This window comes from Arthrobacter sp. TRD_SC_6 (assembly GCF_055361185.1).
Map to the genome: position 1 here is coordinate 374,712 of NZ_CM143953.1, position 22,645 is coordinate 397,356.

Annotated in this window: 19 protein-coding genes; 7 read left to right on the forward strand and 12 right to left on the reverse strand. The window is 64.6% G+C overall.

Annotation, left to right across the window (positions count from 1 at the left end; translation table 11 throughout):
• The first annotated feature begins 1 nt into the window (after nucleotide 1).
• Nucleotides 2-1,183 (forward strand): aminotransferase class V-fold PLP-dependent enzyme, encoded by a 1,182-nt coding sequence (locus ACWA1U_RS01835; RefSeq protein ID WP_463723643.1) that lies wholly within the window; start codon nucleotides 2-4, stop codon nucleotides 1,181-1,183.
• On the opposite strand, the gene egtD is transcribed toward ACWA1U_RS01835, so the two are convergent.
• From egtD to ACWA1U_RS01860, 5 genes are all read right to left on the reverse strand, one after another.
• Complete coding sequence (gene egtD / locus ACWA1U_RS01840) at nucleotides 1,180-2,166, reverse strand: L-histidine N(alpha)-methyltransferase (RefSeq protein ID WP_463723644.1); 987 nt, start codon at nucleotides 2,164-2,166, stop codon at nucleotides 1,180-1,182. The genes ACWA1U_RS01835 and egtD overlap by 4 nt on opposite strands.
• On the reverse strand, nucleotides 2,163-2,957 hold the full coding sequence (gene egtC / locus ACWA1U_RS01845; protein WP_463723645.1) for an ergothioneine biosynthesis protein EgtC: 795 nt from the start codon (nucleotides 2,955-2,957) through the stop codon (nucleotides 2,163-2,165). The genes egtD and egtC overlap by 4 nt, the downstream gene beginning before the upstream one ends.
• On the reverse strand, nucleotides 2,957-4,273 hold the full coding sequence (gene egtB / locus ACWA1U_RS01850; RefSeq protein WP_463723646.1) for an ergothioneine biosynthesis protein EgtB: 1,317 nt from the start codon (nucleotides 4,271-4,273) through the stop codon (nucleotides 2,957-2,959). Before egtB ends, egtC begins: the two co-directional genes overlap by 1 nt.
• Nucleotides 4,270-5,571 carry an ergothioneine biosynthesis glutamate--cysteine ligase EgtA gene (gene egtA, locus ACWA1U_RS01855; protein ID WP_463723647.1) on the reverse strand — a complete coding sequence of 434 codons (1,302 nt, stop codon included), beginning with the start codon at nucleotides 5,569-5,571 and terminating at the stop codon, nucleotides 4,270-4,272. Before egtA ends, egtB begins: the two co-directional genes overlap by 4 nt.
• Nucleotides 5,572-5,762: 191 nt before the next feature.
• A complete protein-coding gene (locus ACWA1U_RS01860) occupies nucleotides 5,763-7,238 on the reverse strand; it encodes an alanine/glycine:cation symporter family protein (RefSeq protein ID WP_463723648.1) in 1,476 nt (491 codons plus the stop codon).
• A gap of 169 nt (nucleotides 7,239-7,407) precedes the next feature.
• Between ACWA1U_RS01860 and ACWA1U_RS01865 the strand changes: the two genes are divergently transcribed.
• From ACWA1U_RS01865 to ACWA1U_RS01875, 3 genes are read left to right on the forward strand one after another with little or no spacing between them, the layout of a single operon-like run.
• A complete protein-coding gene (locus ACWA1U_RS01865) occupies nucleotides 7,408-8,619 on the forward strand; it encodes an amidohydrolase family protein (protein WP_463723649.1) in 1,212 nt (403 codons plus the stop codon).
• A gap of 8 nt (nucleotides 8,620-8,627) precedes the next feature.
• Nucleotides 8,628-9,320 carry a DNA alkylation repair protein gene (locus tag ACWA1U_RS01870; RefSeq protein WP_463723650.1) on the forward strand — a complete coding sequence of 231 codons (693 nt, stop codon included), beginning with the start codon at nucleotides 8,628-8,630 and terminating at the stop codon, nucleotides 9,318-9,320.
• Between the two features lie 44 nt (nucleotides 9,321-9,364).
• On the forward strand, nucleotides 9,365-9,793 hold the full coding sequence (locus ACWA1U_RS01875; RefSeq protein WP_463723651.1) for a VOC family protein: 429 nt from the start codon (nucleotides 9,365-9,367) through the stop codon (nucleotides 9,791-9,793).
• Nucleotides 9,794-9,819: 26 nt separating this feature from the next.
• On the opposite strand, the gene ACWA1U_RS01880 is transcribed toward ACWA1U_RS01875, so the two are convergent.
• The 3 genes from ACWA1U_RS01880 to ACWA1U_RS01890 form a co-directional block, all read right to left on the reverse strand.
• Entirely contained in the window at nucleotides 9,820-10,554 is a 735-nt protein-coding gene (locus ACWA1U_RS01880) for a hypothetical protein (protein ID WP_463723652.1), read from the reverse strand.
• 92 nt (nucleotides 10,555-10,646) lie between these two features.
• Complete coding sequence (locus ACWA1U_RS01885; RefSeq protein ID WP_463723653.1) at nucleotides 10,647-11,105, reverse strand: hypothetical protein; 459 nt, start codon at nucleotides 11,103-11,105, stop codon at nucleotides 10,647-10,649.
• 600 nt (nucleotides 11,106-11,705) lie between these two features.
• The gene (locus tag ACWA1U_RS01890; protein WP_463723654.1) at nucleotides 11,706-14,618 is read right to left on the reverse strand and encodes an FAD-binding and (Fe-S)-binding domain-containing protein; all 2,913 of its coding nucleotides are present in this window, start codon (nucleotides 14,616-14,618) and stop codon (nucleotides 11,706-11,708) included.
• Between the two features lie 51 nt (nucleotides 14,619-14,669).
• Between ACWA1U_RS01890 and ACWA1U_RS01895 the strand changes: the two genes are divergently transcribed.
• The 3 genes from ACWA1U_RS01895 (at nucleotide 14,670) to ACWA1U_RS01905 (ending at nucleotide 17,296) form a co-directional block, all read left to right on the forward strand.
• On the forward strand, nucleotides 14,670-15,365 hold the full coding sequence (locus ACWA1U_RS01895; protein ID WP_463723655.1) for a GntR family transcriptional regulator: 696 nt from the start codon (nucleotides 14,670-14,672) through the stop codon (nucleotides 15,363-15,365).
• Nucleotides 15,366-15,486: 121 nt separating this feature from the next.
• On the forward strand, nucleotides 15,487-16,923 hold the full coding sequence (locus ACWA1U_RS01900) for a lipase maturation factor family protein (protein WP_463723656.1): 1,437 nt from the start codon (nucleotides 15,487-15,489) through the stop codon (nucleotides 16,921-16,923).
• A 55-nt stretch (nucleotides 16,924-16,978) separates the two neighbouring features.
• Nucleotides 16,979-17,296, forward strand: a complete 318-nt coding sequence (locus ACWA1U_RS01905) for a hypothetical protein (RefSeq protein WP_463723657.1) — start codon at nucleotides 16,979-16,981, stop codon at nucleotides 17,294-17,296.
• A gap of 19 nt (nucleotides 17,297-17,315) precedes the next feature.
• Here the strand turns inward: ACWA1U_RS01905 and ACWA1U_RS01910 are convergent, their stop codons facing one another.
• The 4 genes from ACWA1U_RS01910 to ACWA1U_RS01925 form a co-directional block, all read right to left on the reverse strand.
• Complete coding sequence (locus ACWA1U_RS01910) at nucleotides 17,316-17,924, reverse strand: Pr6Pr family membrane protein (protein WP_463723658.1); 609 nt, start codon at nucleotides 17,922-17,924, stop codon at nucleotides 17,316-17,318.
• A gap of 96 nt (nucleotides 17,925-18,020) precedes the next feature.
• Nucleotides 18,021-19,919: a S8 family peptidase gene (locus ACWA1U_RS01915; protein ID WP_463723659.1), complete on the reverse strand. Its 1,899-nt coding sequence runs from the start codon at nucleotides 19,917-19,919 to the stop codon at nucleotides 18,021-18,023.
• 448 nt (nucleotides 19,920-20,367) lie between these two features.
• Nucleotides 20,368-21,885: a DUF6297 family protein gene (locus ACWA1U_RS01920; protein ID WP_463723660.1), complete on the reverse strand. Its 1,518-nt coding sequence runs from the start codon at nucleotides 21,883-21,885 to the stop codon at nucleotides 20,368-20,370.
• Nucleotides 21,885-22,571, reverse strand: coding sequence for an ABC transporter ATP-binding protein (locus ACWA1U_RS01925; protein ID WP_463723661.1), 687 nt, complete (start codon nucleotides 22,569-22,571; stop codon nucleotides 21,885-21,887). Before ACWA1U_RS01925 ends, ACWA1U_RS01920 begins: the two co-directional genes overlap by 1 nt.
• Nucleotides 22,572-22,645 lie beyond the last annotated feature (74 nt).

Here is a 22,645-nt window from a genome sequence, read left to right on the forward strand (position 1 = left end):
TGTGCACGCTGAAACAAACCCCAACGTTCCCACGACCATCGACGTCGACCGCGTGCGTGCTGACACCCGCGGCGCCGGGCAGGTCGTCCACCTGAACAACGCCGGCAGCGCCCTGCCGCCGCGCCAGGTGACGGATACCGTCATCGAGTATCTGAGGCATGAAGAGCTGACGGGCGGCTATGAGGCAGCCGAAGACGCCGCCGACCGCATTGACGGCGTGTACTCCTCGCTAGCCCGATTGCTCGGTGCCACGCCGAACGAGGTCGCCGTGATGGAGAGCGGAACAATCGCGTGGGAGCGGGCGGTCTCTGTCCTGCCGCTCGAAGGTTCGCGCATACTCGTCAGCCGCACCGAGTACCATAACAACCTTCCGCTCCTGCGAGAGCTGGCGGACCGGACGCACCTCCGGATCGACGTGCTCGACGACGACGCCCACGGCCAGGTGAGCACCGACCACCTCTGCCAGGAACTCGACCGGGACGACGTTGCGTTGGTCGCAATCCCACACGCCGCCATGGCGAACGGCCTGGTGAATCCGGTGGAAGAGATCGGGCAAGCGTGCCGGAATGCCGGCACACTGTTCCTGCTCGACGTGTGCCAGTCGATTGGGCAGTTACCCGTGGACGTCAACGCGATCGGGTGCGATATTGCGATCGGCACCGGCCGGAAGTTCCTCCGTGCTCCCCGAGGTACCGCCTTCGCGTACGTGCACTCCGCCCTGATCGATCGCTGCGAACAGCCTCTCCTCAATCGGGACCTCACCGCGGACGAACCCACCGCCAGGCTCCTGGAGAGTTGGGAAACGAGCATCGCCGGGCGTCTGGGGCTCGGCCGTGCAGCGGATTACGCACTTGACCTCGGGCTCGATGCAATTCGCGAACGGCTTGACCACCTCGCCGGAGAGCTAAGGGCCCAGCTCTCCGAGTCACCCGGCGTACGCGTCCTCGATCGAGGGCTCACACAGTCCGCCATTGTCACGTTCTCCGTCGATGGCATCCCCTCTGATGAGGTCAAACAACGCCTCCGCGCCAAGGGCATCAACGTCTCGGCAGTCCCGGCTCCGCCCGGAGACCCGAACAAAGCACTGGACTACGACGGACGCGCCCGCGTGGTCCGCGCAAGTCCGCACTACTACAACACCGAAGCGGAACTGAAGCGGTTGGTCGAGGCAATACGGGCCTAGACGGGCTCGGCAAGGGTCATCGCGTACCGGCCACTCTCGTTAAGCCACTGCCCGACGACACCGAACCCCGCCTTTTCGAGCTCGGCCACCAACCCCTCGGGCCGGAACTTCGCCGAAATCTCCGTACGCAGTTCCTCGCCCTCGCGGAAAGTGATCGCGAGATCGGCTCCAGGGAGCCGGACGTCCATGGCCCGCGTGGCGCGTAGCCGCATCTCGATCCATTCCTCCGTCTCATTCCAGAGCGCCACGTGCTCAAAAGCATCGGCGTCGAAATCAGCGTCCAGCTCCGCGTTGAGGACGCGCAAAACGTTGCGGTTGAACTCGGCAGTGACGCCGGCGGCGTCATCGTAAGCGGGGACCAGAACCTCCGCCGGCTGCACCAGGCCCGTACCCATCAGCAGCGAGCCGCCGTGGGGACCGAGGAGTTCCCGGATGTGCTCGTAGAAGAGCTCCCGCTGGTCCGGCTGCATGTTCCCGATGGTCCCGCCAAGGAAGGCGACCATGCGCCGGCCCTCGCGTGGAAGGAGGTGCAACTGCGATTCAAAATCGGCCGCGACGGCCTGTAACGTCAGATTCGGGTACCGCTGGGCAAGCTGCGCCTTGGCGTCCAGCAGAGCGCTGTCACTCACGTCCACGGCCACGTAACCGCGCAGATTTCCGGCCGCACGCAGTCCATCCAGCAGCAGCGGCGTCTTCCGCGACGAACCCGAGCCGAGCTCAATTAGCGTCTCCGCAGGGCCTGCGGCTGCGATCTCGTGGGCGCACTGTTCCAGGAGGCGGCGCTCGTCGCGGGTGGGAAAGTACTCGGGAAGTTCGGTGATCCGTTCGAACAGCGCGCTGCCCGCCTGATCGTAGAACCACTTGGGCGGGAGCGTCTTCTCCGGTGCCGTCAGGCCGGCACGCACATCCTTCCGGAGGCTTTCCTCGAGGAAGTGCGGCGGCAGGTGGTGGATGATCTGGCAGTCGGTTTGGGCGGGATTCATTGAACAGCAGGCTCCGTCCGGGCGGGTTTGAGGTGATGAACGTTGAGGGGGTGGACAGCTACATGGCCGACGACGGCCGTCACCAGCGACCCGTCGGGCACCTCGTGCCAGCCGGTTGTATCGTCGGAGGGTTCGCTGGCAACCAGGGTTCCGCCGTCGTCGTCGATTCTCCAGAACAGGGTGTCGCCGGCTGCTGTTGCGGCAATCGACTTCCCATCGGTGATCAGGAGGTTGAACCTGCCGGTGGTCTGCGCGGCAACCGCTGCAACCACGTGGGCCAGGGCGTCGCCGGGCGGGTCTCCGACGGCCAGGCGGTCGAGCACCAAGGCCCACAGCAGCGCCGAATCCACCCGGGCCTCGAGGTTCAAAAGCCTGGTTGGAGACAGGGTGGCGGCAAGGTCTTCGACAGCGTCCGGCCAGCCTTCCACCCGGCCGTTGTGGCTGAAGAGCCAGGGACCGTGGGCGTACGGGGCGGCGGCGGCCTCGTCCGGAGCCGTGCCCGGTGTCGCCGACCGGACGGCCGCGAGTACCGCGCCGCTCCGGATCACCCGGGCAAGGTCGGGAAGGGAGGGGTCCGCCCACATCGGGATGGCGCGGCGGTAACGGGCGGGAGCGGTGACATTGTCACTAGAAGCGTCGTCGTACCAGCCGACCCCGAACCCGTCGGCGTTCATGTTCCCGTTGCGCTGCAGACGTGGCGACCAGGACTGACGCAGCAGCCCGTACTCCGGTTTCAAGAGCAGCTCCGTGAGCTGGACCGGCGGGCCAAGGTACGCCAGGTGGCGGCACATCAGGACTCTCCGGCTGACCGCACGGTGCGGAAGCCAGTGAAGATCTGGCGCCGAACGGGAAAGTCCCAGTTGCGGAACGTGCCGCGGCAGGCGGCAGAGTCCGCGGCCCATGACCCGCCGCGGAGCACCTTGTAATCGCCTCCGAAGAAAGCCTCGCTGTACTCCTTGTAGGGGAATGTGCGGTATCCGGGGTAGGGCGCTAAGTCGCTCGACGTCCACTCCCACACGTCGCCGATCAACTGCCGGACGCCCAGCGCCGAAGCCCCGTCCGGGTAGGAGCCCACCGGCGCGGGGCGCAAGGCTCCGCCGCCCAGGTTCGCGTGCGCCGGCGTCGGGCTCTCATCGCCCCAGGGGTAGCGCCGGGAGCGTCCGGTGCCGGGGTCGAACCGCGCCGCTTTCTCCCACTCGGCCTCCGTGGGCAGGCGGCGGCCGGCCCAGCGGGCGTAGGCGTCGGCTTCGTAGAAGGACACGTGCTGCACCGGCTCGTTCATGGGCACAGGCTCGACGACGCCGAAGCGCCGCCGCCACCACGCACCGCCTTCACGGGTCCAGTACTTCGGCGAGTTCAGCCCGGCCTCGTTCCGGTGGGCCCACCCTTCGGCGCTCCACCAGCGTGGGTTGAGGTAACCGCCGTCGTCCATGAATTCAAGATACTGCCCGTTGCTGACAGGAGTGGTGTCGATCCAGTAGGCGTCCAGCTCGATATCGTGGGCCGGGCGTTCATTGTCCAGGGCCCATGGTTCCAGGGAAGTGCCCATGCTGAAACGCCCTGCCGGAACGTACACCTCCCGCGGGAGGGTGCTGGTATCGAGCGCAGCAGGGCCTATGGGCGTGGCGTGCAGCACCGGCTCGCCCTGCCGCAACTGGTGGGTGGCCAGCATAGTTTCGGCGTGCTGCTGCTCGTGCTGGATCATCATGCCGAAGACGAACCCACCCTCAAGCAGCGGCGAGCCGTGCAACGGCACCTGGTCGAGGATGTCCATCGATTTCGCGCGGACACCGGCCAGGTAGTCACGGGACTCCGTCGGCGCCAGGAGCGGCAGTGAGGGGCGAGCGCTGCGCGAGTGCTCGAAGGCGTCATACATCTGGTCGATCTCGGGGCGCAGCGGGTCCATCCCGCCGACGTCCCGCACCAGCCAGATCTCCTCCTGGCTGCCGACGTGCGCCAGGTCCCACACCAGCGGTGACATCAGCGGTGAGTGCTGCTTCAGGAGCTCCTCCTCATCGCACGCCGTCAGCAGATGCGTCCTGTCGCGTGCACGTTCCAGGCCCCCCGCAATGCGGCTCCGGAGGTCTTCGGTCGATTCCGCGGTCACGTCACTTCCTCCATCTGGTTGTCATTCGTGCATCCGTCCGTCACGCTGCCGGTGCGCTGCCAGGTGTCGAGCTGGTCATCCGCCGGGCTTCGGCCGCGGCGTGTGTACCTGTCCACGAAGTCCTCCACGAGGGCCTGGGTGCGCTGGTCGGCTTTCAGGCGTACGACGCCGGCAGCGGCCTCCAGTGCGCAGGTCCGGGCGGCCTCGGCGAGGATGGGATGCTGAAGGCCTGCCTGCGCGGCGATGCGCATGGGATCGGGAAGGTCGGCGAGCGCGCTGGTGGCGTGTGTCGCCTGGTCAGCTGTCTGCGGGTCCTCGATCAGCGCCGTGGTGATGGCTGCGGCTGCTTCCCAGAGCGGGCCGGGTTGGGTATCAATGACCCGGATTTCGAGAAACCCGCGCGGCCTGACCCATGGGAAGAGGGTGGTGAGGTGGTAGTCAAGGTCCGCGAGCGTGACCGGCCGCGGGCCCTTACCCCTCAGCCAGCCGCGCATGGTCAATCCCTGAGGAGCTGACCACGAGGTGTCCGGGTCCCGCAACGGTTCAGGCTGGATGCACAGTACAGCTGCATCAAGTGCGTATTGCGCCCACGACTCTTGCGGCATGTGCGTAATGGGTACTGGCGCTGTCCGGGAGGGGTCCGTGTTGAGCCAGATCGACTGGCGGGTGCTGTGCCAACCTGTGGGTGCACCTCGGTGAAAGGGCGAGTTGGCGAAGATCGCAACGAGCAGTGGTGCGAGGCGGTGGATGTGCCGCCAGCGTGCGACGGCGCTTCCCGGGCCCGTGCCATCGTGACCGGCGTCCACACATACTTGCAGTGACGCCGTGGAGCACATCATGATGCGGCCTGCCGGGCTGATGCGCTCAAAGTGCTGTTCCATGGCCTCGTAGCGCGGGTGAAACAGGGTGCGTACCGGTGGGCGCAGGGCGTCGGCGGCGAGCGGGCTGAAAGTGAGGCCGGCTTCGTGAATACTGCGGTTGATGTTGTCCAGGTTGCTCCTGGTGGCCGAAACCAGGGCCGGAAGATTTTCTGCACAGGCCGAGCTGAGTTCAAGTTGTCCGCCCGGCTCAAAGGTGAGTGCTCCCCCACCAGGGAGGTTGGTACCGGCGACGGCCCGCCGGACTTCCTCAACCGGCACGATGCGCCTCGGGTCGGTCGGGTCATGCACAATTCGTTCAATTTCGATTCCCACTTGACTTGGCGGGCCCGTCTTGAAGCACACCGATGCGACATACGCCTCAGCTTCGGCTTCGGAGAACCGCCGGCCCGGCTCCTCCAGTCCCTCGACCAGCACCATTGCGCCACACCCTTCCCGGTCGTTTTACCCTCCGTCGACTATCTCAATACCTGCGCAGGTTGGGAACCCTTCGGCCCTAAGAAACGACGACGGCACTTCCGTCCGCACAACACGAAGCCCGACGCCGGAGGGTAAGTTCCGGCGTCGGGCCGTGTTGTGCGCGTAGTCGCGCGTTCAGTGCCGCGCTGGGCTCAGTCGCCGCGTGAGCCTTCCCGCCGCGAGCCCACAGATGCCTCGGCGGGTGCCGTCTCCACCCAGAAGTCGGCGCCCTTGATTCCAAGCGGCCGCGGATCGAAGGTGGGGTCGATGCCCGTTTTACGCTGGCGGTCGTAGTCCTTGATCACCTTCCGGACGATCGGCGCGAGCAAAAGGATGCAGATCATGTTGATCCAGCCGAGCGACGCATAGCCGATGTCGCCGATTGTCCACATCACCGCGGCAGACTCGACCGACCCGTAAAAGGTGATCGCAAGCATTCCGACCTTCAGCACCCAACTGAGCAGGGGCCCGAGTTCGCGTCCGGCCAGGAACACAAGGTTGGTGTGCGCAATGTAGTAGAACGCTACGAGCGTGGTGAATGCGAAGAAGAACAGGGCTATAGCCACGAAACCCGGCCCGAAGCCCGGAAGCGCATCACTCACGGCCTCCTGTGTGTAGGCGGCTCCTGCCTCAAGACCCGGAACGTTGGTGACGATCGGGTCGCCGTTCTCCCGGGTGACGTTATAGGAACCGGTCATCACCACCATGAGGCCCGTCGCCGAGCAGACGACCACCGTGTCAACGAAGATGGAAAATGCCTGAACCAGCCCCTGTTTGGCGGGGTGGCTCACAGATGCCGCAGCCGACCCATAGGTTCCCTCACCCACACCGGCAACGTTCGAGAACACAGCGCGGCGCACGCCCCAGGCAACCGCTGCGCCGGCAATACCGCCGAAGAGCTCGTGCGTGCCGAAGGCGCTGGAGAGGATGAGCGCGAAGGTCGGGATGATCTGGTCGAAGTTGAACAACAGGACGACGACGGCGGCCAGGATGTACCCGACGGCCATGATCGGGACCATGAACTGGGCTGCGCCGACCACGCGCTTGGTGCCGCCGATGATCACGAAGGCGAGCAGGCCGGTGACGAAGATCGCGGTGACCCAGACGGGGATACTGAACGCCGTCTCCATGCTCGCCGCGATGTTGTTCGACTGCACGCCCGGGAACAGGAAGCCGTAGCCCAACGCGGTCAGGACGGCCAGCAGTGCCGCAAGCCACTTGATGCGCAGGCCGTACTTCACGTAGAACGGCATGCCGCCGCGGTGCTCGCCGTTGATTTTGCGCTTGAACACCTGCGCGAGGGTGGACTCCGCGAATGCACTGGCCGATCCGAGCAGTGCGCATACCACCATCCAGAACAGGGCGCCCGGACCGCCGGCTGCGATCGCCGTTCCGACGCCGGCAATGTTGCCGACACCGACCCGGCTGGAGATCGTCAGCAGGAGCGCCTGCAGGGGCGAGATGCCGCCGTCGTCGGCGTTCTTGGGTTTGAAGATCAACCGCAGCGTCTCCGGCAGGAGCCGGAACTGAGCCGCGCCGATGAGGATGGTGAAGAACAGGCCAACCCCCAACGCCATGTATGCCATCGGGTTCCACAACCCGTCGCTGATGCTTACCAGGATTTCCATGCGCCTCTTCCTAGGGTGATTCGCCCGATCGGTCCAAATGTGGCCTATGCCACATAATATGTGCAATGTTACATACTAAAGAGCTTCAAGCAAGGAAATCGTCAGGAATGACGGAACTACACTCGTAGAGAGTCGAACCCTCCATCCGGCCAGCACCCCAGGAGACCCCATGACCGTCCTTCGCGCCGTCCGCCCCTGGGGCGGAGAACTGAGCGACGTCGAACTACGGGACGGGCGGATAGCCGCCGTGCGTCCTTCCGCGGAGACCAGCGACGACGTCGGAGGAGACGTGGTCGAGGGCCGCGGGCGCCTGCTCGTTCCCTCGTTCTCCGACGTGCACGTGCACCTGGATTCGACGCGGCTCGGCCTGCCGTTCCGCCCGCACACCGGACGGCCAGGCGTATGGGGAATGATGATGAACGACCGCGAAAACTGGCGCGACGCCGGGTCCCCCCTCGCCGACCGGACATCCTCCACGCTCACGACCATGATCGAACGTGGGACCACCCGCGTCCGCAGCTACGCCCAGATTGACGCCGACTGCCGGCTGGAACGGTTCGACGCCGTCGTCGCTGCCCGTGAGGCGCACGCGGCGCGCGCCAACGTCGAGATCATCGCGTTCCCGCAGGCAGGGCTCCTGTTGGAGGACGGCGTCGTGCCGTTGATGGAAGAGGCGTTGCGGCAGGGTGCGGACGTGATGGGCGGAATCGACCCGTGCCAGTTGGACCGGGATCCGGTCCGACACCTCGACATCGTGTTCGGGCTGGCGGAAAAATACCAGGTTCCAATCGATATCCACCTGCATGAGCCCGGTGAACTCGGTGTGTACAGCGCTGACCTGATCCTTGAGCGCACGCGGGCAACCGGCATGCAGGGCAAGGTGACCATCTCGCACGGGTACTCGCTAGGCAGCGTTTCGGAGGCCACCACGCGGCGGCTCATCGAGGAGTTTGCGGAGGCCGACATTTCGATGGCGACGGTCGCTCCGGCCCGGAGTGCGTTGCCCCTGCAGCAACTGACCGGGGCCGGCGTGCGTGTGGGGCTCGGCGAAGACGGACAGCGGGATTACTGGTCGCCCTACGGCAACGGCGACATGCTGGACCGCACCTGGCAGCTCGCGTTCACCAACGGGTACCGGGCTGATGAACTGATCGAACATTGCCTTGCAGTGGCGACGATCGGCGGGGCATCGATCATGTCCGCGTCCGTCCCGCGGCTCGCTGGGGTTGCGGACCGGCCCGGGCTTTCGGTCGGGGATCCGGCCGAGTTGCTGTTGCTCGACGGCGAGACCGTCACCTCGGCCATCATGGACCGCTCACCTGACCGGACCGTCATTCATGAGGGCCGCGTTGTGGCGGACCAGCTCGAACTGGTTCAGTAGGGGGTCCCGTGGACGCAGCGCAGTTCGAGGCCGCTCTTCGGGCAATGGCCACCGAAGAGCAACGCATCAAGTACCAGCGCTTCTTTCCGGGAGATGAGTCCTTCATCGGTGTCCGGATGGGAAACATCTTCGCGCTGGCGAAGGAGAATCTGGCGATGCCGGTGGCAGGGCTGGAAGCACTCCTCGAGAGTGACACCCACGAGGTCCGGGTCGGTGCGGTGTCCATCATGGGGAAGGCTGCATCAGCGAAGAACGTCTCACCTGACCGGCACCGCGAACTGTACGAGCTCTACCTCCGTCGCCACGACCGCATCGACGGCTGGGACCTCGTGGACCTTGGCGCGTACCAGGTGGTCGGTTCGTGGCTGGTCGATAAGGCGCGGGCGCCGCTGGATAAGCTGGCGTCGTCGTCGTTCTGGCCTGAGCGGCGCACCGCCATCGTCGCGACGGCGGCGTTCCTCGGGCGCGGGGAGGTCGCGGACACACTGCGCATCGCCGCAGTGCTGGCGGATGACACCGAGGAGCTGGTTCAGAAGGGCGTCGGCTGGATGCTGCGCTACGTCGGCGACAACGATTCCGCTGCCCTGACGGGCTTCCTCGACGAGCACGCTCCACGCATGGCGCGGGTGGCAGTTCGCGCTGCGACAGAGAAGCTCGACAAAGAGGTCCGTGCCCGTTACGCCGCGCGGAAGTCTGCTTAGGCACCGGTAGGCTTGCCACTAAGCCGCAACGACGCAGGGAATCCATGGACCAGCAACTGCACTTCATCACGCTCGCCACACCCAACCTGGATGCGGCGCGCCGTTTCTACCATGAGGCCCTCGGCTGGCACCCCACCCTCGATGTCGACGGCGAGATCATCTTTTACCAGGTTGGTCCGGGACTGCTGCTGGGCCTGTTCGACGCCGACAAGTTCGCCGAAGACTCGGGTGCCGTATCAGCTCCGGGCCTCTCCGGATTCACGCTCTCCCACAATGTCGGCAGCCCGCAGGAAGTGCACCGCACCGTCGACGCGATGGCCGCCGCGGGAGCCAGCGTGATGAAGCAGCCACAGCCCGGCAAGTTCGGCGGCATCTTCCACGCGCTTGTGTCGGACCCGAACGGCGTCGCCTGGGAGATCGCGCACAACCCTGGTTGGCGGATCAACGACGCCGGGGACGTCGTTCTGAGCTGACGCTGCTTGACCTACGTTGTGGAGGGCTACTCGCCTGGTTCGAGGAGCTGCGCCACGCGCTCTGCCAGTTCGGCCTGCATTGTGCTGTCCGGCTTGGTGGAGCTCATGGACTGCATCGAGGCGACGAGGCCATTGGCCCGCGCGTTCACTGACATTGTGTAGAACGTCTGGTCGGCAGCAAGTTCCTGCGTAACCAGCAGCGCGATGGACTCATCACCGATCTGGTCCAGCGGAACTTCTTCGGTGGTGGAGGTGATTTTGCTTCCCGCGATCTCAAGGGTCACCGTGCTGCACTTCTCGAGGATATCTCGGTTGGCCCCGAAATCCTGCTCGGCCGCCGACTCTCCGCCAATCAGCGCGGCCGCCATGATGCCGCCAGCTGTGTCGGCTGCGCCAATCCCGGCAACACCGTCTTCGGCAGCGCCGTCGGAGGCTGCAAGACTCCCCGCAGCTAGATCCTTGCACTCAGCGGGCTCGACCACAGCGTCCTTCAACGCCGCGTTCATAGCGTCCATACCTGCGGCAGCCTGGTCGGTTGAGACCACCTGGAAAGGATCTCCCGCTGCATCCGTCAGAGTTGCAATGCGTGCCTCGAGTTCCGCCTTATCTACGGGCTCAGCGGGGGCTGCCGCCGTCGTCGTCGTCGTCGTTTCGGAAGATGCTTCTGGCGCTGCAGGATCAGCGGCATCGTTTGACCCGCCACACCCAGCCAGTAACAGCAATGATGCCAGTGCGCAGGACGTGACAACGGACTTGTTCATGGTGGTATCCCCCTTGTTTCGCCGCGACCTTTCGCGGACTCTGGGAAGATCGTAACCCGAATGATGGCCGCCGTGGCAGGGGAGCTGTGGGATTACCAATCCACTCCAATGAGGTCCGCTGCCAAGCCGGCGAGCTGGTCCTGGGTCAGGCCGTCCGCTTCATCCGTGCCCGTGTATTGGACGGAGGCGATGAGTCCGTTGCCGCGCGCGTTCACGGCGAGTGTGAATTCCGGCTCCCCGCCGTCGACGCGGACTTCGCCGGCGAAGGCGAAAGTGTCATCACCGACCAGATCCTGTAGCTGTTCCTCAACCGTGGTCTCCACCTGCGATTCGCCAGTAAGAACAACCATGGAGTCGCAGGCCTCAAGCTGGTCCGCGGTTTGGGTGAATCCCTGTTTCACCCAGTTGTCCGCCGTGTCATTGAACAGGGCGATCAATATAGCGCCGTCGAGCTCGCCTGCGGCACCCACGCCCACCACGCCTTCGGTGGCCTTGAACCTGGACTGTGACAACGTGACCGCCACGTACTCTTGGCAGCGTTTCGGCCTCACCCTGGCTCCCTCGTATCGGGCAGCCGTCTCTTGGATAATCGTCTTCATGTCTTCGTGGGGGATGAGCCGGAAGGGCTCGCCTAGTCCGTCACTTAGTGGTGTTATCCGTGCTTCGAGCTCGTCCCTGCTGAGAGTGGCTGAAGCGGCAAGGGGCTGAGGCGCCGCGGGGATCGCGTTGCAGCCGGTTATGAGTAGAACCGCCAAGAGCCCAAAAGGAAGCAAGCCCATCTGTTTCAAGGTGTTTGCTCCCTGCGTCAACGCGACCCCATTGGCCGTGGGGAAATGGTAACCCGCTCCTTTACAAACTCGTGTGGTTGAATCCCCGTATGGGGAAACAGGGCAGGTGGCAGCGGGTGAGAAGACGGCGTGCTCAGATTGAAGCTTTGATCGCGCAGTTCCTGGCGGACCACGACATCGCCACGAGGCACCATCCGATTGACACCACAAGAAGGTCGAACCGGTACCGGTAGGGACCGGAAGCTGGGCAAGTCGGCACACAGGAACGCTCACAAGTCCACAGACGGCTCTGGCTGTGGCTGCGGCTCACGACCATGGACCTCGCACCGTACCGGACCGCGAAACCCAAAGACTTCCCGAGCATCAGTCAGGCACACCTTCGGTTGGTTCAGATGGGGTCGACGCTCGCGCCAGCAGCTGCGCCAGATGGATGCCCTTCCGCTCGCTGAGGTCCTCGAGCTGCGTGCGGCAGGAGTAGCCATCAGCGAGTACGACGGCGCTTGCCTCCACCGCGCGGACCGCAGGCAGGAGTTGCTGCTCGGCTACCGCAACGGACACCTCGTAATGCCCGCGCTCCACACCGAAGTTCCCGGCAAGACCACAGCAGCCGCCGAGTTTCTGCAAAGATGCACCCGCTCGTTCAAGCAGGGCTGCATCAGGACTCCAGCCCATCACTGCGTGGTGGTGGCAGTGCGGTTGCGCTACGACCGTGGTTCCCTCAAGCGATGGAGGTGTGTAGCCGGGAGTCCTCGCCAGCAGTTCGGCGAGGGTGTGGGTAGCACCGGCCACCGGTCCGGCGGTTGAACCACCCAGTAATTCCACGGCATCGGACCGGAGCACCCCTGTGCAGGAGGGTTCGAGCCCAACGATGGGAATGCCCTGGTCCACGTATTCATTTAGTACCGAGACGGACGAGCGAAGAATCTTCCGAGCCGCATCGAGTTGCCCTGTCGATATCCAGGTCAGCCCGCAGCACACGGGCTTCTCAGGAATGAGAACTTGATAACCGGCGTCCTCCAAAACCTGCACAGCGGCCTGGCCAACCTCCGGGGAGAAACTGTTCGTGAAGGAGTCCGCCCACAGCAGTACCTGGGGTCGACCAACCGAAGAATCAACACCGGAGACAGGCCTCGATCCGAACCACTTGTGAAACGTCTGCGGCGCGAACGCGGGAATGTTCCTGCGTTGATCGACGCCGGCAAGACGCAGTCCCACTCGGCCGAGGCCCGGTAAGTGCACCAGGAAGTTGACAACCCGGGGCGCCACCGAGGCGAACCGTGCCCACCGCGGCAACCAACCGAGCGAATAGTGCGACGCCGGCCGCAACCGTCCCTTGTAACTCTGGTGCAGCACTTCGGCCTTATAAGCGGCCATATCGATTCCCGTGGGGCAGTCGGACGCGCAGCCCTTGCAGGACAGGCATAGGTCCAGCGCATCGTGCACTTCCTGCGCACGCCAGTTCGGCTCACCGGACGGAACCTGCCCGGGACGCCCCCGGTCCGACGGAGATCCGGTGACGCTTCCGTTGATCATCTCCTGCAACGCCCTCGCCCGCCCGCGGGTCGAGTCCTTCTCCTCAAGCGTCGCAATGTAGGACGGGCACATCACCGTCTGGTTATCCCGATGGGCCGCACGGCACTGACCCACACCGGTGCAGCGGTGGACCGCCTGGCTGAAGTCGCCGTCGTCGTGCTCATAGCCGAAGGCCAGGCCGGAACGCAACGGCCCAGCGGACGCGACGCGGACGTTCGCGTCCAGCGGGTCGGGATTCACCAGGACGCCCGGGTTGAGGAGATTGTCTGGGTCCAGGATTCCCTTGACCTTCCCGAACAGCGCCAGCGCGTCCGGCGTGTACATGTACGAAAGCAGCTCGCTGCGAGCGCGGCCGTCGCCGTGCTCGCCGGAAAGCGAGCCGCCGTATGATGCCACCAGCTTCGCAGCATCGGTGAGGAACGCGCGGAAGGCCGCGGCGCCGTCGTCGTGCTGGAAGGGGAAGTCCAGGCGGACGTGCACGCAACCGTCACCGAAATGGCCGAACGGGAAGCCGGTGAGGTTATGCGCGAGGAGCAGTTCATCAAACTCACGGAGGTAGTCACCAAGCCGTTCGGGCGGAACTGCGGCGTCTTCCCACCCGGCGTGGGCAGGGGCACCGGCCGGGGAGCGCCCGGCCAGCCCTCCGCCGTCTTCGCGGATTCGCCAGAGCGCGGCAGCCTGCCCGGGATCGTTGACGATGCGGGCATGGCGTGCGGCTTCGATCCGGCTCACTTCAGCTGCTCGTGCAGCGACCTCAAGCGCATCATCCCCGGAAACTTCGACGAACAGCCACGCGGCGCCGCCGGGAAGTTCGGGCACGGCCTGCGGCCCCTTACGGGTACGGACCACCTCGACGATCCGCGAATCCAGCCCCTCACAGGCGGTGGGCTTGAAGGGCAAAACGGTTGTTACCGCGTCGCCCGCCTCGCCGATGTTTTCGAAGCCGAGCACCACCATGGTCTTGTGCGGCGCGTCCTTCACCAGGCGGACGCCGGCCTCGAGGATCACCGCGAGTGTTCCCTCGCTGCCCACGAGCATTCGGCGCAGGTCGAACCCCCGCTCAGGCAGGAGGTGCTCCAACGAGTAGCCGGATACCTGCCGCCCAAACCGTCCGAGCTCAGTTCGGATGGTGCCGAGGTTGGCGGCCACGAGTGAGCGCAACGCGTCAGTTTCCGTGCCGCTCGGCGTCCCTTCCGCGTTCAGGCACAGCCGCGTGCCGGAGCCGGTGACGACGTCGAGCTGCGTCACGTTGTCCGCCGTACGCCCATAGGCCAGCGCACGGGAACCGCACGCGTTGTTGCCTATCATCCCGCCGACGGTGCAGCGCGTGTGTGTCGAGGGATCCGGGCCGAATCGAAGCCCGTTCGCCAGCGCCATCTTCTGCAGCGTCGCATGGACAGCGCCGGGTTCGACGACGGCGGTGTGCGCTTCGGCGTCGAACTCCAGGACCCGGTTCAGGTGGCGGCTGAAGTCGATCACCACGCCCGGCCCGATGGCGTTCCCCGCAATCGAGGTGCCTGCACCGCGGGACGTTACCGGAACACCGCGCTCACGGCACACCCCAAGGGTGGTCAGCACCTCGTCGATGTGACGGGGGAAGACGACCGCGGCCGGCTGGATCCGATACAGCGAAGCGTCGCTGGAGTACACGGCGCGGGACGTTGGGTCCGCGCGGGCGTCTGCAACCCCGCGCGCTTGCAGCTCGGCAGTAAGGGAACGGGGTTCGGTGAGCGTCGTCGCCATAGGTAACATGTTACTTCTACGGAGGGTGTCTCTGGCTACTACTCTGGTGGTATGCCTCCCGCCGCCCGCCCGCCTTCCCTGACTGAGCGCACCATCGAGGCCGTCCGCGAGGGCATCCGGAATGGCACCTTCGTGCCGGGCGAACTGTATTCGGTGTACCAGTTGGCGGATCAACTCGACGTTTCACGCAGCCCGGTGCGTGAGGCGTTGCTCCGACTCGCGGAAACTGGCATGGTGTCCATCGTCAGGAACCGGGGGTTCAGGGTGGTGATCCCCGGTGCGCGGGAGCTGGCCGAGATCATGGCCGTCCGGTTGGCGCTTGAGGTTCCGGCCGCGGCGCAGGCGGCGCGGCGGGCTTCCGCGGAGGATCTCGCAGCACTCGAAACTGAACGCGAGGCGATGCAGCAAGCGGTCCAGGACGGCGATGAGGGCGCGTTCCTCCTGCACGACCAGCGGCTTCACGCCCTGTTTCTGAACCTCGCGGGTAACAGCCACACGATCCGGATCATCGAGAACCTTCGCGATGCCACCCGCCTCGTCGGCATGTCCACCATCCGCAACTCCCGGTCCCTCGAAGAGGTGTACGCAGAGCACCTGCCTATAATCAGCGCCGTCGAACACGGCAACGCCCCCGCCGCGGCCGAAGGGATGCGGCATCACCTCGAGTCCACCGGCCGACTCCTCCTTCGGGAAGCGGCCGGCGAGCACGACGACGTCGGCCGGCTCTGGGCGGAGTACGTCGACTGATTGCTGCGTCCCGTGATCGACCGACGCCTATAGTTCACGTCGGGGAAGGGCTGCGTTGGGTCCGCACTCGGCACTAAGAACAGCCCTTGACGCAACAGGCACCCGGAACAATCGTTGAGACATGGACTGGCTCGACGCCGACGGATATGAGATTGGCAGACAGATCCTGCAGCGTGGGGTTGCGGCGATCTACCTCATCGCTTTTATCTCAGCCCTCAACCAGTTCCCGGCGCTCCTTGGCGAACGAGGGCTCCTTCCGGTTCCACGGTTTATCGAACGGACAGGCAAGCGTGCCGGCCCTACCCTTTTCCGCTGGCGCTACTCAGACCGGCTGATCAAGGGAGTCTGCTGGATCGGTGCTACAACGGCGGCGCTGCTCGTTGCCGGGATCCCACAGACGGGCCCGCCCTTGCTCCCCATGCTCGCTTTCCTCCTGATGTGGGCGCTGTACCTGTCGGTCGTGAATGTAGGCCAGGTGTTCTATGGCTTCGGTTGGGAGAGCCTACTCCTCGAAGCCGGATTCCTGGTCGCTTTCCTCGGATCCGATGACGTCGCTCCCCCACTCCTGGTCCTCATCACCATCTGGTGGCTCGTGTTCCGGGTCGAGTTCGGCGCCGGCATGATCAAAATCCGCGGCGACCGATCCTGGCGCGACCTCACAGCCCTCTACTACCACCACGAAACGCAGCCGATGCCCGGACCGGCCAGCCGGTTCTTCCACCTCCTGCCCAAGCCGCTGCACCGCATTGAAGTTGCTGGCAACCACTTCACCCAGCTCTTCGTCCCGTTCCTACTCTTCGCGCCCCAACCACTCGCCGGAACCGCCGCGCTCATCATCATCCTCACGCAGGGCTGGCTCGTCGTTTCCGGTAACTTCGCCTGGTTGAACTGGATCACGATCGTGCTCGCCTTCGGCGCCGTTCCCGACTCGTTCTACGGAGCCGCCGGGCTCACGGTCGCCCCAACGTACGGGCCGACGCCGCCTTGGTTCGCCGTCGTCGTCGGGCTGATGGCTGCGCTTATTACCTACCTGAGCTGGCATCCCCTACGGAACCTGTTCGCAAGGCGGCAGCTGATGAACGCGAGCTTCAACCGATTCCACCTCGTCAACGCATACGGCGCCTTCGGGAGTGTCACGAAGGTCCGGTATGAGGTTGTCATCGAAGGCACCACCGATGAGGTCGCGCATCGTGCCCACTGGCAGGAGTACGAGTTCAAGGGCAAACCCGGCGACCCCAGCCGAAGGCCGCGGCAGTACGCGCCGTACCACCTGCGGCTCGACTGGCTGATGTGGTTCCTGGCGTTGGGGTCCGACGGCGGCTGGTTCGCGCCGCTGCTGGTGAAGCTTCTGGAGGCCGACAGGACGATCCTGAAGCTGCTGCGGCATGACCCCTTCAACGGCGTCCGGCCGCGCTACGTGAGGGCCCTGGTATTCCGGTATCGGTTCAGCACGCGCGAGGAGAAGCGCTCGAGCGGTTTGTGGTGGATCCGCGAACCCACCGGCACGCTGGTGCAGCCAATGTCATTACGATCGGACCACCAGAGCCCCTTGCGCTAGGCACCCCTCGCGCGCACTGGTTGAATGGAGGTACGACTATTCGAGGGGGAATCTCGTGACCTACACCAAGCTCCTGTTCGTCGGCGGCACCTCGCTGCTCGCCGGCTTCTTCCTGCTGGTGGCACCGCTTTCGCAGGTATTCAAAGGGACGGCGGACGGCCTGGACTGGTTCCTCGCGGCAGTTGGCGCCTTCTTGCTGCTGGAGGGCATCGTCATGTTTTTCCTGGGCATGCAGGCCCAGCGGCGGGACCTCAAGCGGGCACGCAGTTACGGCCAGGAAGAGGATGACAAGCCTTTCGAGGAAGACCGTCCCCAGAATCCGCACCAGCTCCCAGGTTCCGGCGTGCAGGGCCAGCCGGGAAGCGGAGTCTGATACTGAAATACCTCCAGCGTTAGCGCTGGACCCGGTTCGCGATCCACCTGATCAGCAGCGCCAGCGCCGCAAACGCGAGAATCAACGCTACGCAGTACAACGCAACGCCCGCGTAGCCCTGTTCCGTCGGGTCCAGGAACGGATAAGGGTAGAACCCAACAATGGCACCGCGGATGAGCGAATAGACCACGTACACCACTGGGAAGATCATCCACATCAGGACGGTCTTCAGGACGATCGGCGAACGCGGCGGCTGCACTATCCAATCCACGATCACTGCCAACGGCATGATGAAGTGGTGGACCGTGTTTATCCACGGCAGCAGACCACCCAGGTCAACGTCGCGCAGGAGCGTGTTGAAGACCACCCCGACGAACACCATGTACACCACCGAGGCGCCGCGGATCGCGACGTCCCGGTCATTCGTCTGGTAATTCCTGGTGAGGCGGACGGCGCTGATGATGAATACGAAACTGGCGAAGATATTCGACAGGATGGTGAAGTAGCTGAAGAAATTTACGGCCCCGAAGCCCGTGGACAGGCTGATGCCAAGCTGAACGACGACGCCGGCAAGCGCCAGCGCCGCGAACACCAGCCTGAAGGCGACAACAAGATTTTTCTTCATCATGAGCGTCATAGTAACGGGGTATCAGCGCCGCACAACCGAAGAGGCCGTTGGCTGCACCAGTGGTGCGGCCAACGGCCTCTTTTGTGGTTCGAGCACCTACCTGGTGGTCACCGAGGTGTCATCGATGCGGAATATTGTGGCCACGGACGCATCCTCGGTACCCAAGAAGCGCAGCTTGACGGTCTTGCCTTTGTACGCGGAGAGGTCAAGGGTCTTCTCCGAGTAGGTGGAGGACTTTTCCCGGTTTGAGTACGTAGCCAGGGTCCTCGTGGTGGTGCCGTCGATGACCTGTACGCGGAGAGTGTCGTAGGCAGTGGCTGTGCCCTCGTTGCTTGCAACGTTCAGGAAGAACTTCAGCGACGCGGAGGTCACGGCCGCAGGGACGGCGACCGACTGGTCAAGCGTGTAGGTGTTGGAACTGCCATACCCGTTCAGTCCTGCTAATCCGTTACCAGTGCGTGCGTTCGCACCGGTCTCAAAGGTGTCCGCGCGGTTCGAAGTCCACGAAGCACCTCCTTCTTCAAATCCAGGGTTCTTCAGCAGGTTGCCGGTAGGCTCCGGGTCTCCGCCGCCGCCGAGCAGTGCAAGGGTTGCCGTGGCATCGGCCAGGCCTGCGCCACAGCCGCCGGTGCAACCGCCGGCGAGGGTGCGTGCACCCTGCTTGATGGTCGACTCAACCTGTGCAGGCGTGAGATTGGGAGCAGCGGTCTCCATCAGTGCGGCAAGGCCCGCGATGTGCGGAGCTGCCATGGACGTGCCCTGGTAGGAAGCGTAGCTCTCGCCGGCCGGCGTCGTCGTGCCCGCGTTCAGCGTCGAAAGGATGCCTCCGGCGGCGCCGTTGCGGGTGTCTCCGCCCGGCGCCGTGATGTCAACCAGCGAGCCGTAGTTCGAGTAGTAGGAGCGTCCGCCGTTGATGTTGCTCGCTGCTACCGCAATCACGGAGCTGCAGTTCGCGGGCAGGGAGCCGGAGACGTCCACATTGCTGTTGCCAGCGGCGACCACAACCGAGGTGCCGCGGGAAACCGCACCATTGATCGCGCTCTGCATCGTTGTGGTGCAGGTTCCGCCACCACCGAGGCTCATGTTGATGACGTCCGCCGGGTTTGTGTTGGCAGGGACGCCCGAAACGGTTCCACCGGATGACCAGATGATGGCATCGGAGATGTCGGACAGCGAGCCGCCGCACTTGGCAAGCACGCGGACGGGAACAATCTTGCTATCAAAGGCAACACTCGCCACACCCTTGGCGTTGTTGGTCACAGCTGCGACCGTTCCCGCGACGTGGGTGCCGTGCCAGGACGAACCGCTTCCGGTGTTCTGATTGCATTCGCCAGCGTTGTACCAGTCGCCTTCATCCTGCGGATTGGCGTCGCGTCCATTACCGTCACGTGCAGCGTTTGCGTCGGATACAAAGTCATATCCGGCCAAAACGTTGGCGTTGAGGTCAGAGTGCGACGTGATTCCTGTGTCGATCACCGCGACAACGGAGCCACCGCCTGTTGAAGTGTCCCAGGCTCCTGGTACGCGCATGCCGTTGGTTCCGGTGAAGTCCCACTGCTCGCCGTAGCGGGGATCATTCGGTGTCAGCTGAGTTTGAAGCAGGATGTCCGGCTCCACTGCCTCGACAATCCCGGATGCCGCGAGATCTTTCATGAAGTCCTTCGCAGCATCGCCGGCAAGCGGCTTGCTGGAAGAGATCAAAGTGCCACCAGTAGCAAGCGTACGGACTTCCTTGACCGATACTCCCTGCTCCTTTGCAGCGAGACCCCACGCGTTGGCGCGGCCCTTCGCGCTATTCGCGGCGGCGGTCGCCTTGTAGGTCACGATGAACTTGCTGTAACTCTCGCCCTCCGCAACGTTCTGCACAAAGGCAGCACCGTTACCGGAGTTGGTCTCGCCGCTGGGGTTGGGTGCGGCAGCGACAGGGGCAGCGACGAGGGTCATCGCACCAACTGCCGCAGCAACGGAGAGAGCGAGGAAACCCTGCTTCCTCATTTTCGAATTGCCCATTGAACTGCTTTCTCTCGCCGGGATCGTGTAGATCCCGGAAGGGTGGGAATGATGCGGACGCCGGTAGGTAAACCGAAGATCCTCCGTAAAAGTACGGACGTTTTGATGCGGTGTAAACGCTCAAAGAATAAATGGGTCAGTTTCGGCATTCACTGATGTAATTTCACGGTTTGTAGGCTATTGGTGCCCTGTGAAGGTTCGGCAGACGAGGGCAACTGAGTGAAACGACTCAGTTTAAAGTCCATCGTTTGGAGAGATTGTGGCCCCTCTAACACGCGTAAGTCCTCTTGGGAATAGTTGCCCATTGGATTACAGCCCAATGAATCTATTACATTGATTTTTGCGTCAACGGGACCTCAAAGGAACTTTGTTGTGTAATGAGGTGCAAATATAGGGCACCGATGAACGGACAAAAGTTGTTGCGCGGCACCGTCTAGTGGGATGCCGGATTGCCCGTCATCGCTACAACCAGGAACACCGCGCTGCTGATCACGGTCTGCACAATCAGGACCGGCAGCGCGACCACACCCAGGTACAGGGTGAGGATGACGGGCATCATGCTGAGCACAGTGACGTCGATCCCGCGCAGCATCGCCGCGAACTGCGCCCGCGGAACCGGCCCAAACGGTGTCTCGACGGGAGGCAGCGTCCAATCCGTGGCCGGTCTTGTGGCACCACGCACCGACCCTGCGCCCATGCCGATTCCGGCCAGCGCCGATAACAGGATCAACAGTGGGCCAGCAGCGCCGAGGGCAGCCAGCAACGCTCCGAGCAGTGCCATCCACAGACCCATGACGACGGCGGGCATGAACGCCCGGCTCGACCTCACCACGGCAGGCCCCACCGGAACCAGCGCATCGAGCTCCGGAACGAGCACCGCACGGCGCGCAACGCCGCCGAAACTCGACGCCGTAACGCAGCCCGAAATCACGAGGATCCCCAGCTGCGCGAATACCGGGAGTCCGCCATCCACCAGCATGACCGCAACGCACGCAGCCAGCCAGGCGAGCGCCGTCGTCGGCGTCCTGTGCAGGCGCAGGAAAGCGACGACGTCGGCACGCAGCAGGGCGCGCACCGGACCTTTCGCCGGGCGCAGGTAGAAGCGCCGTGCACGGGTGGGCGCTGTTTTGCTGGTGCCGCTGAATGCGCGCAGCAGCTCGTTGGGGTCCATGAAGAAGATGGACGCGCCTGCATGGCCGGACACCGCGCCGGCGCGGGCGAGTTCGGCTCCGGACACCAGGCCGGCGCGCGGCGAAACGAACCGGAGCATGCCGCCGGTCAGGGCAATGCCGAGCAGCAGGGTCCAGACGGAGGGGGCAAGCGGAAGCAGGACTGCACCGGCCAGCAGCAGTGCGGCGGGCAGGATCAGTTGCATTCCCCTGCCGCCTACCTGCAGGAGCGCCGCAATGGCTAGGGCTGCAGCGGCCAGTACACCGAACGTGAGGGCAGCCAGCGTGTGCGTGTCGAGCGCCCGGTCAAGCTCGGTCAGGAAGGAGAACGGGAAGTACACGACGGCGGCGCCTAGCCCGACCGCAAACATCCGCTTCCCGAACGGTCTCCACACCATGGGACGCCGATCCACCGGAAGGTTTAGCCACCACGTGCTTTCAGGGCCGCCCACGCCAAGCGGGCCGAGCCTGCGCCCGAACGAGATGACGACGGCGAGCGCACCGACCGTAAGCAGCACCCACAGTGCCTGGCTGGGCAGGACGATGGCGGGCTCCGCGATGAGGCCCGCCGTCGTCGTCGTTCGTTTGGCGAACTCGTCCCGGAGCGCCAGGACGAAGGAAACGGCGATGGTGATCGCGCAACCGAGCGCAAACACGCTGGTGTATACGTCTACGAAGAGGTCGCTGAACGCGGTGCGGGCGCGGTTGTAGCGGCGGGCGGATCCGCGGGTGAAGCGGATGACGTCGAGGGCTGTCTGGGTCTCCTGCGAAGTGGTGGTCATCAGGAACCCGCGATGATTGCCGCTGCAACGGCTGGCGTGCGCTGGGTTACGTCGTCGTCGATGATCAGGCTCGAGGACGCGGTGCTGGTGAGCAGGCGGGGGTCATGGGTGACGAGGAGGACCGCGCAACCGCCGCGGGCGATGCCGCGGATACGCTCCGCGAGTGCCTCGCGCATCACCGGGTCAAGGCGCTGTTCGGGTTCGTCGAGGATGAGCAGCGACGCCGGGCGCAGGACGCCTGCGGCGAGGAGGGTGCGCCGTCGTTGGCCCGAAGAAAGTGCCTCGGGGACGGCGTCTGCCCGCGCTTGGAGACCGAAGAAAACCAACTCCTCCTGCACGACCGCTTCCGGGTTGGGCAGAGAGTGACCACGTGCGATGAGCAGGAGGTGCTCGCGCACTGTCAGGGAGGGGAAGAACAGGTCTTCGTCGAACACCGCTGAGACTTCGCGCCGGAAGGGAACGGCGTCGGGGTTGGCAAGCAGGCCGTGTACTGTCACTTCTCCGGAGATCGGGTTCTGCCGCCCGGCGAGGGTTCGCGCCGCCGTCGACTTCCCCGCACCATTGAAGCCGACGACGCCGAGCACCTCCCCCGCGCTGAGGCTGAAGTTAATCTCCCCGCAAACGGGCGCGCCCGCATAACCCACGAGCAGTCGTTCGGCGTTCAGGACAGTCCCCCGGTCAGTCACCCTTCAACCCTATCGGTGCCCCGGTACGCTCCTCTTTCGTGAAGCGCCGTAACGTTTCAAAATCCCGCGCACGC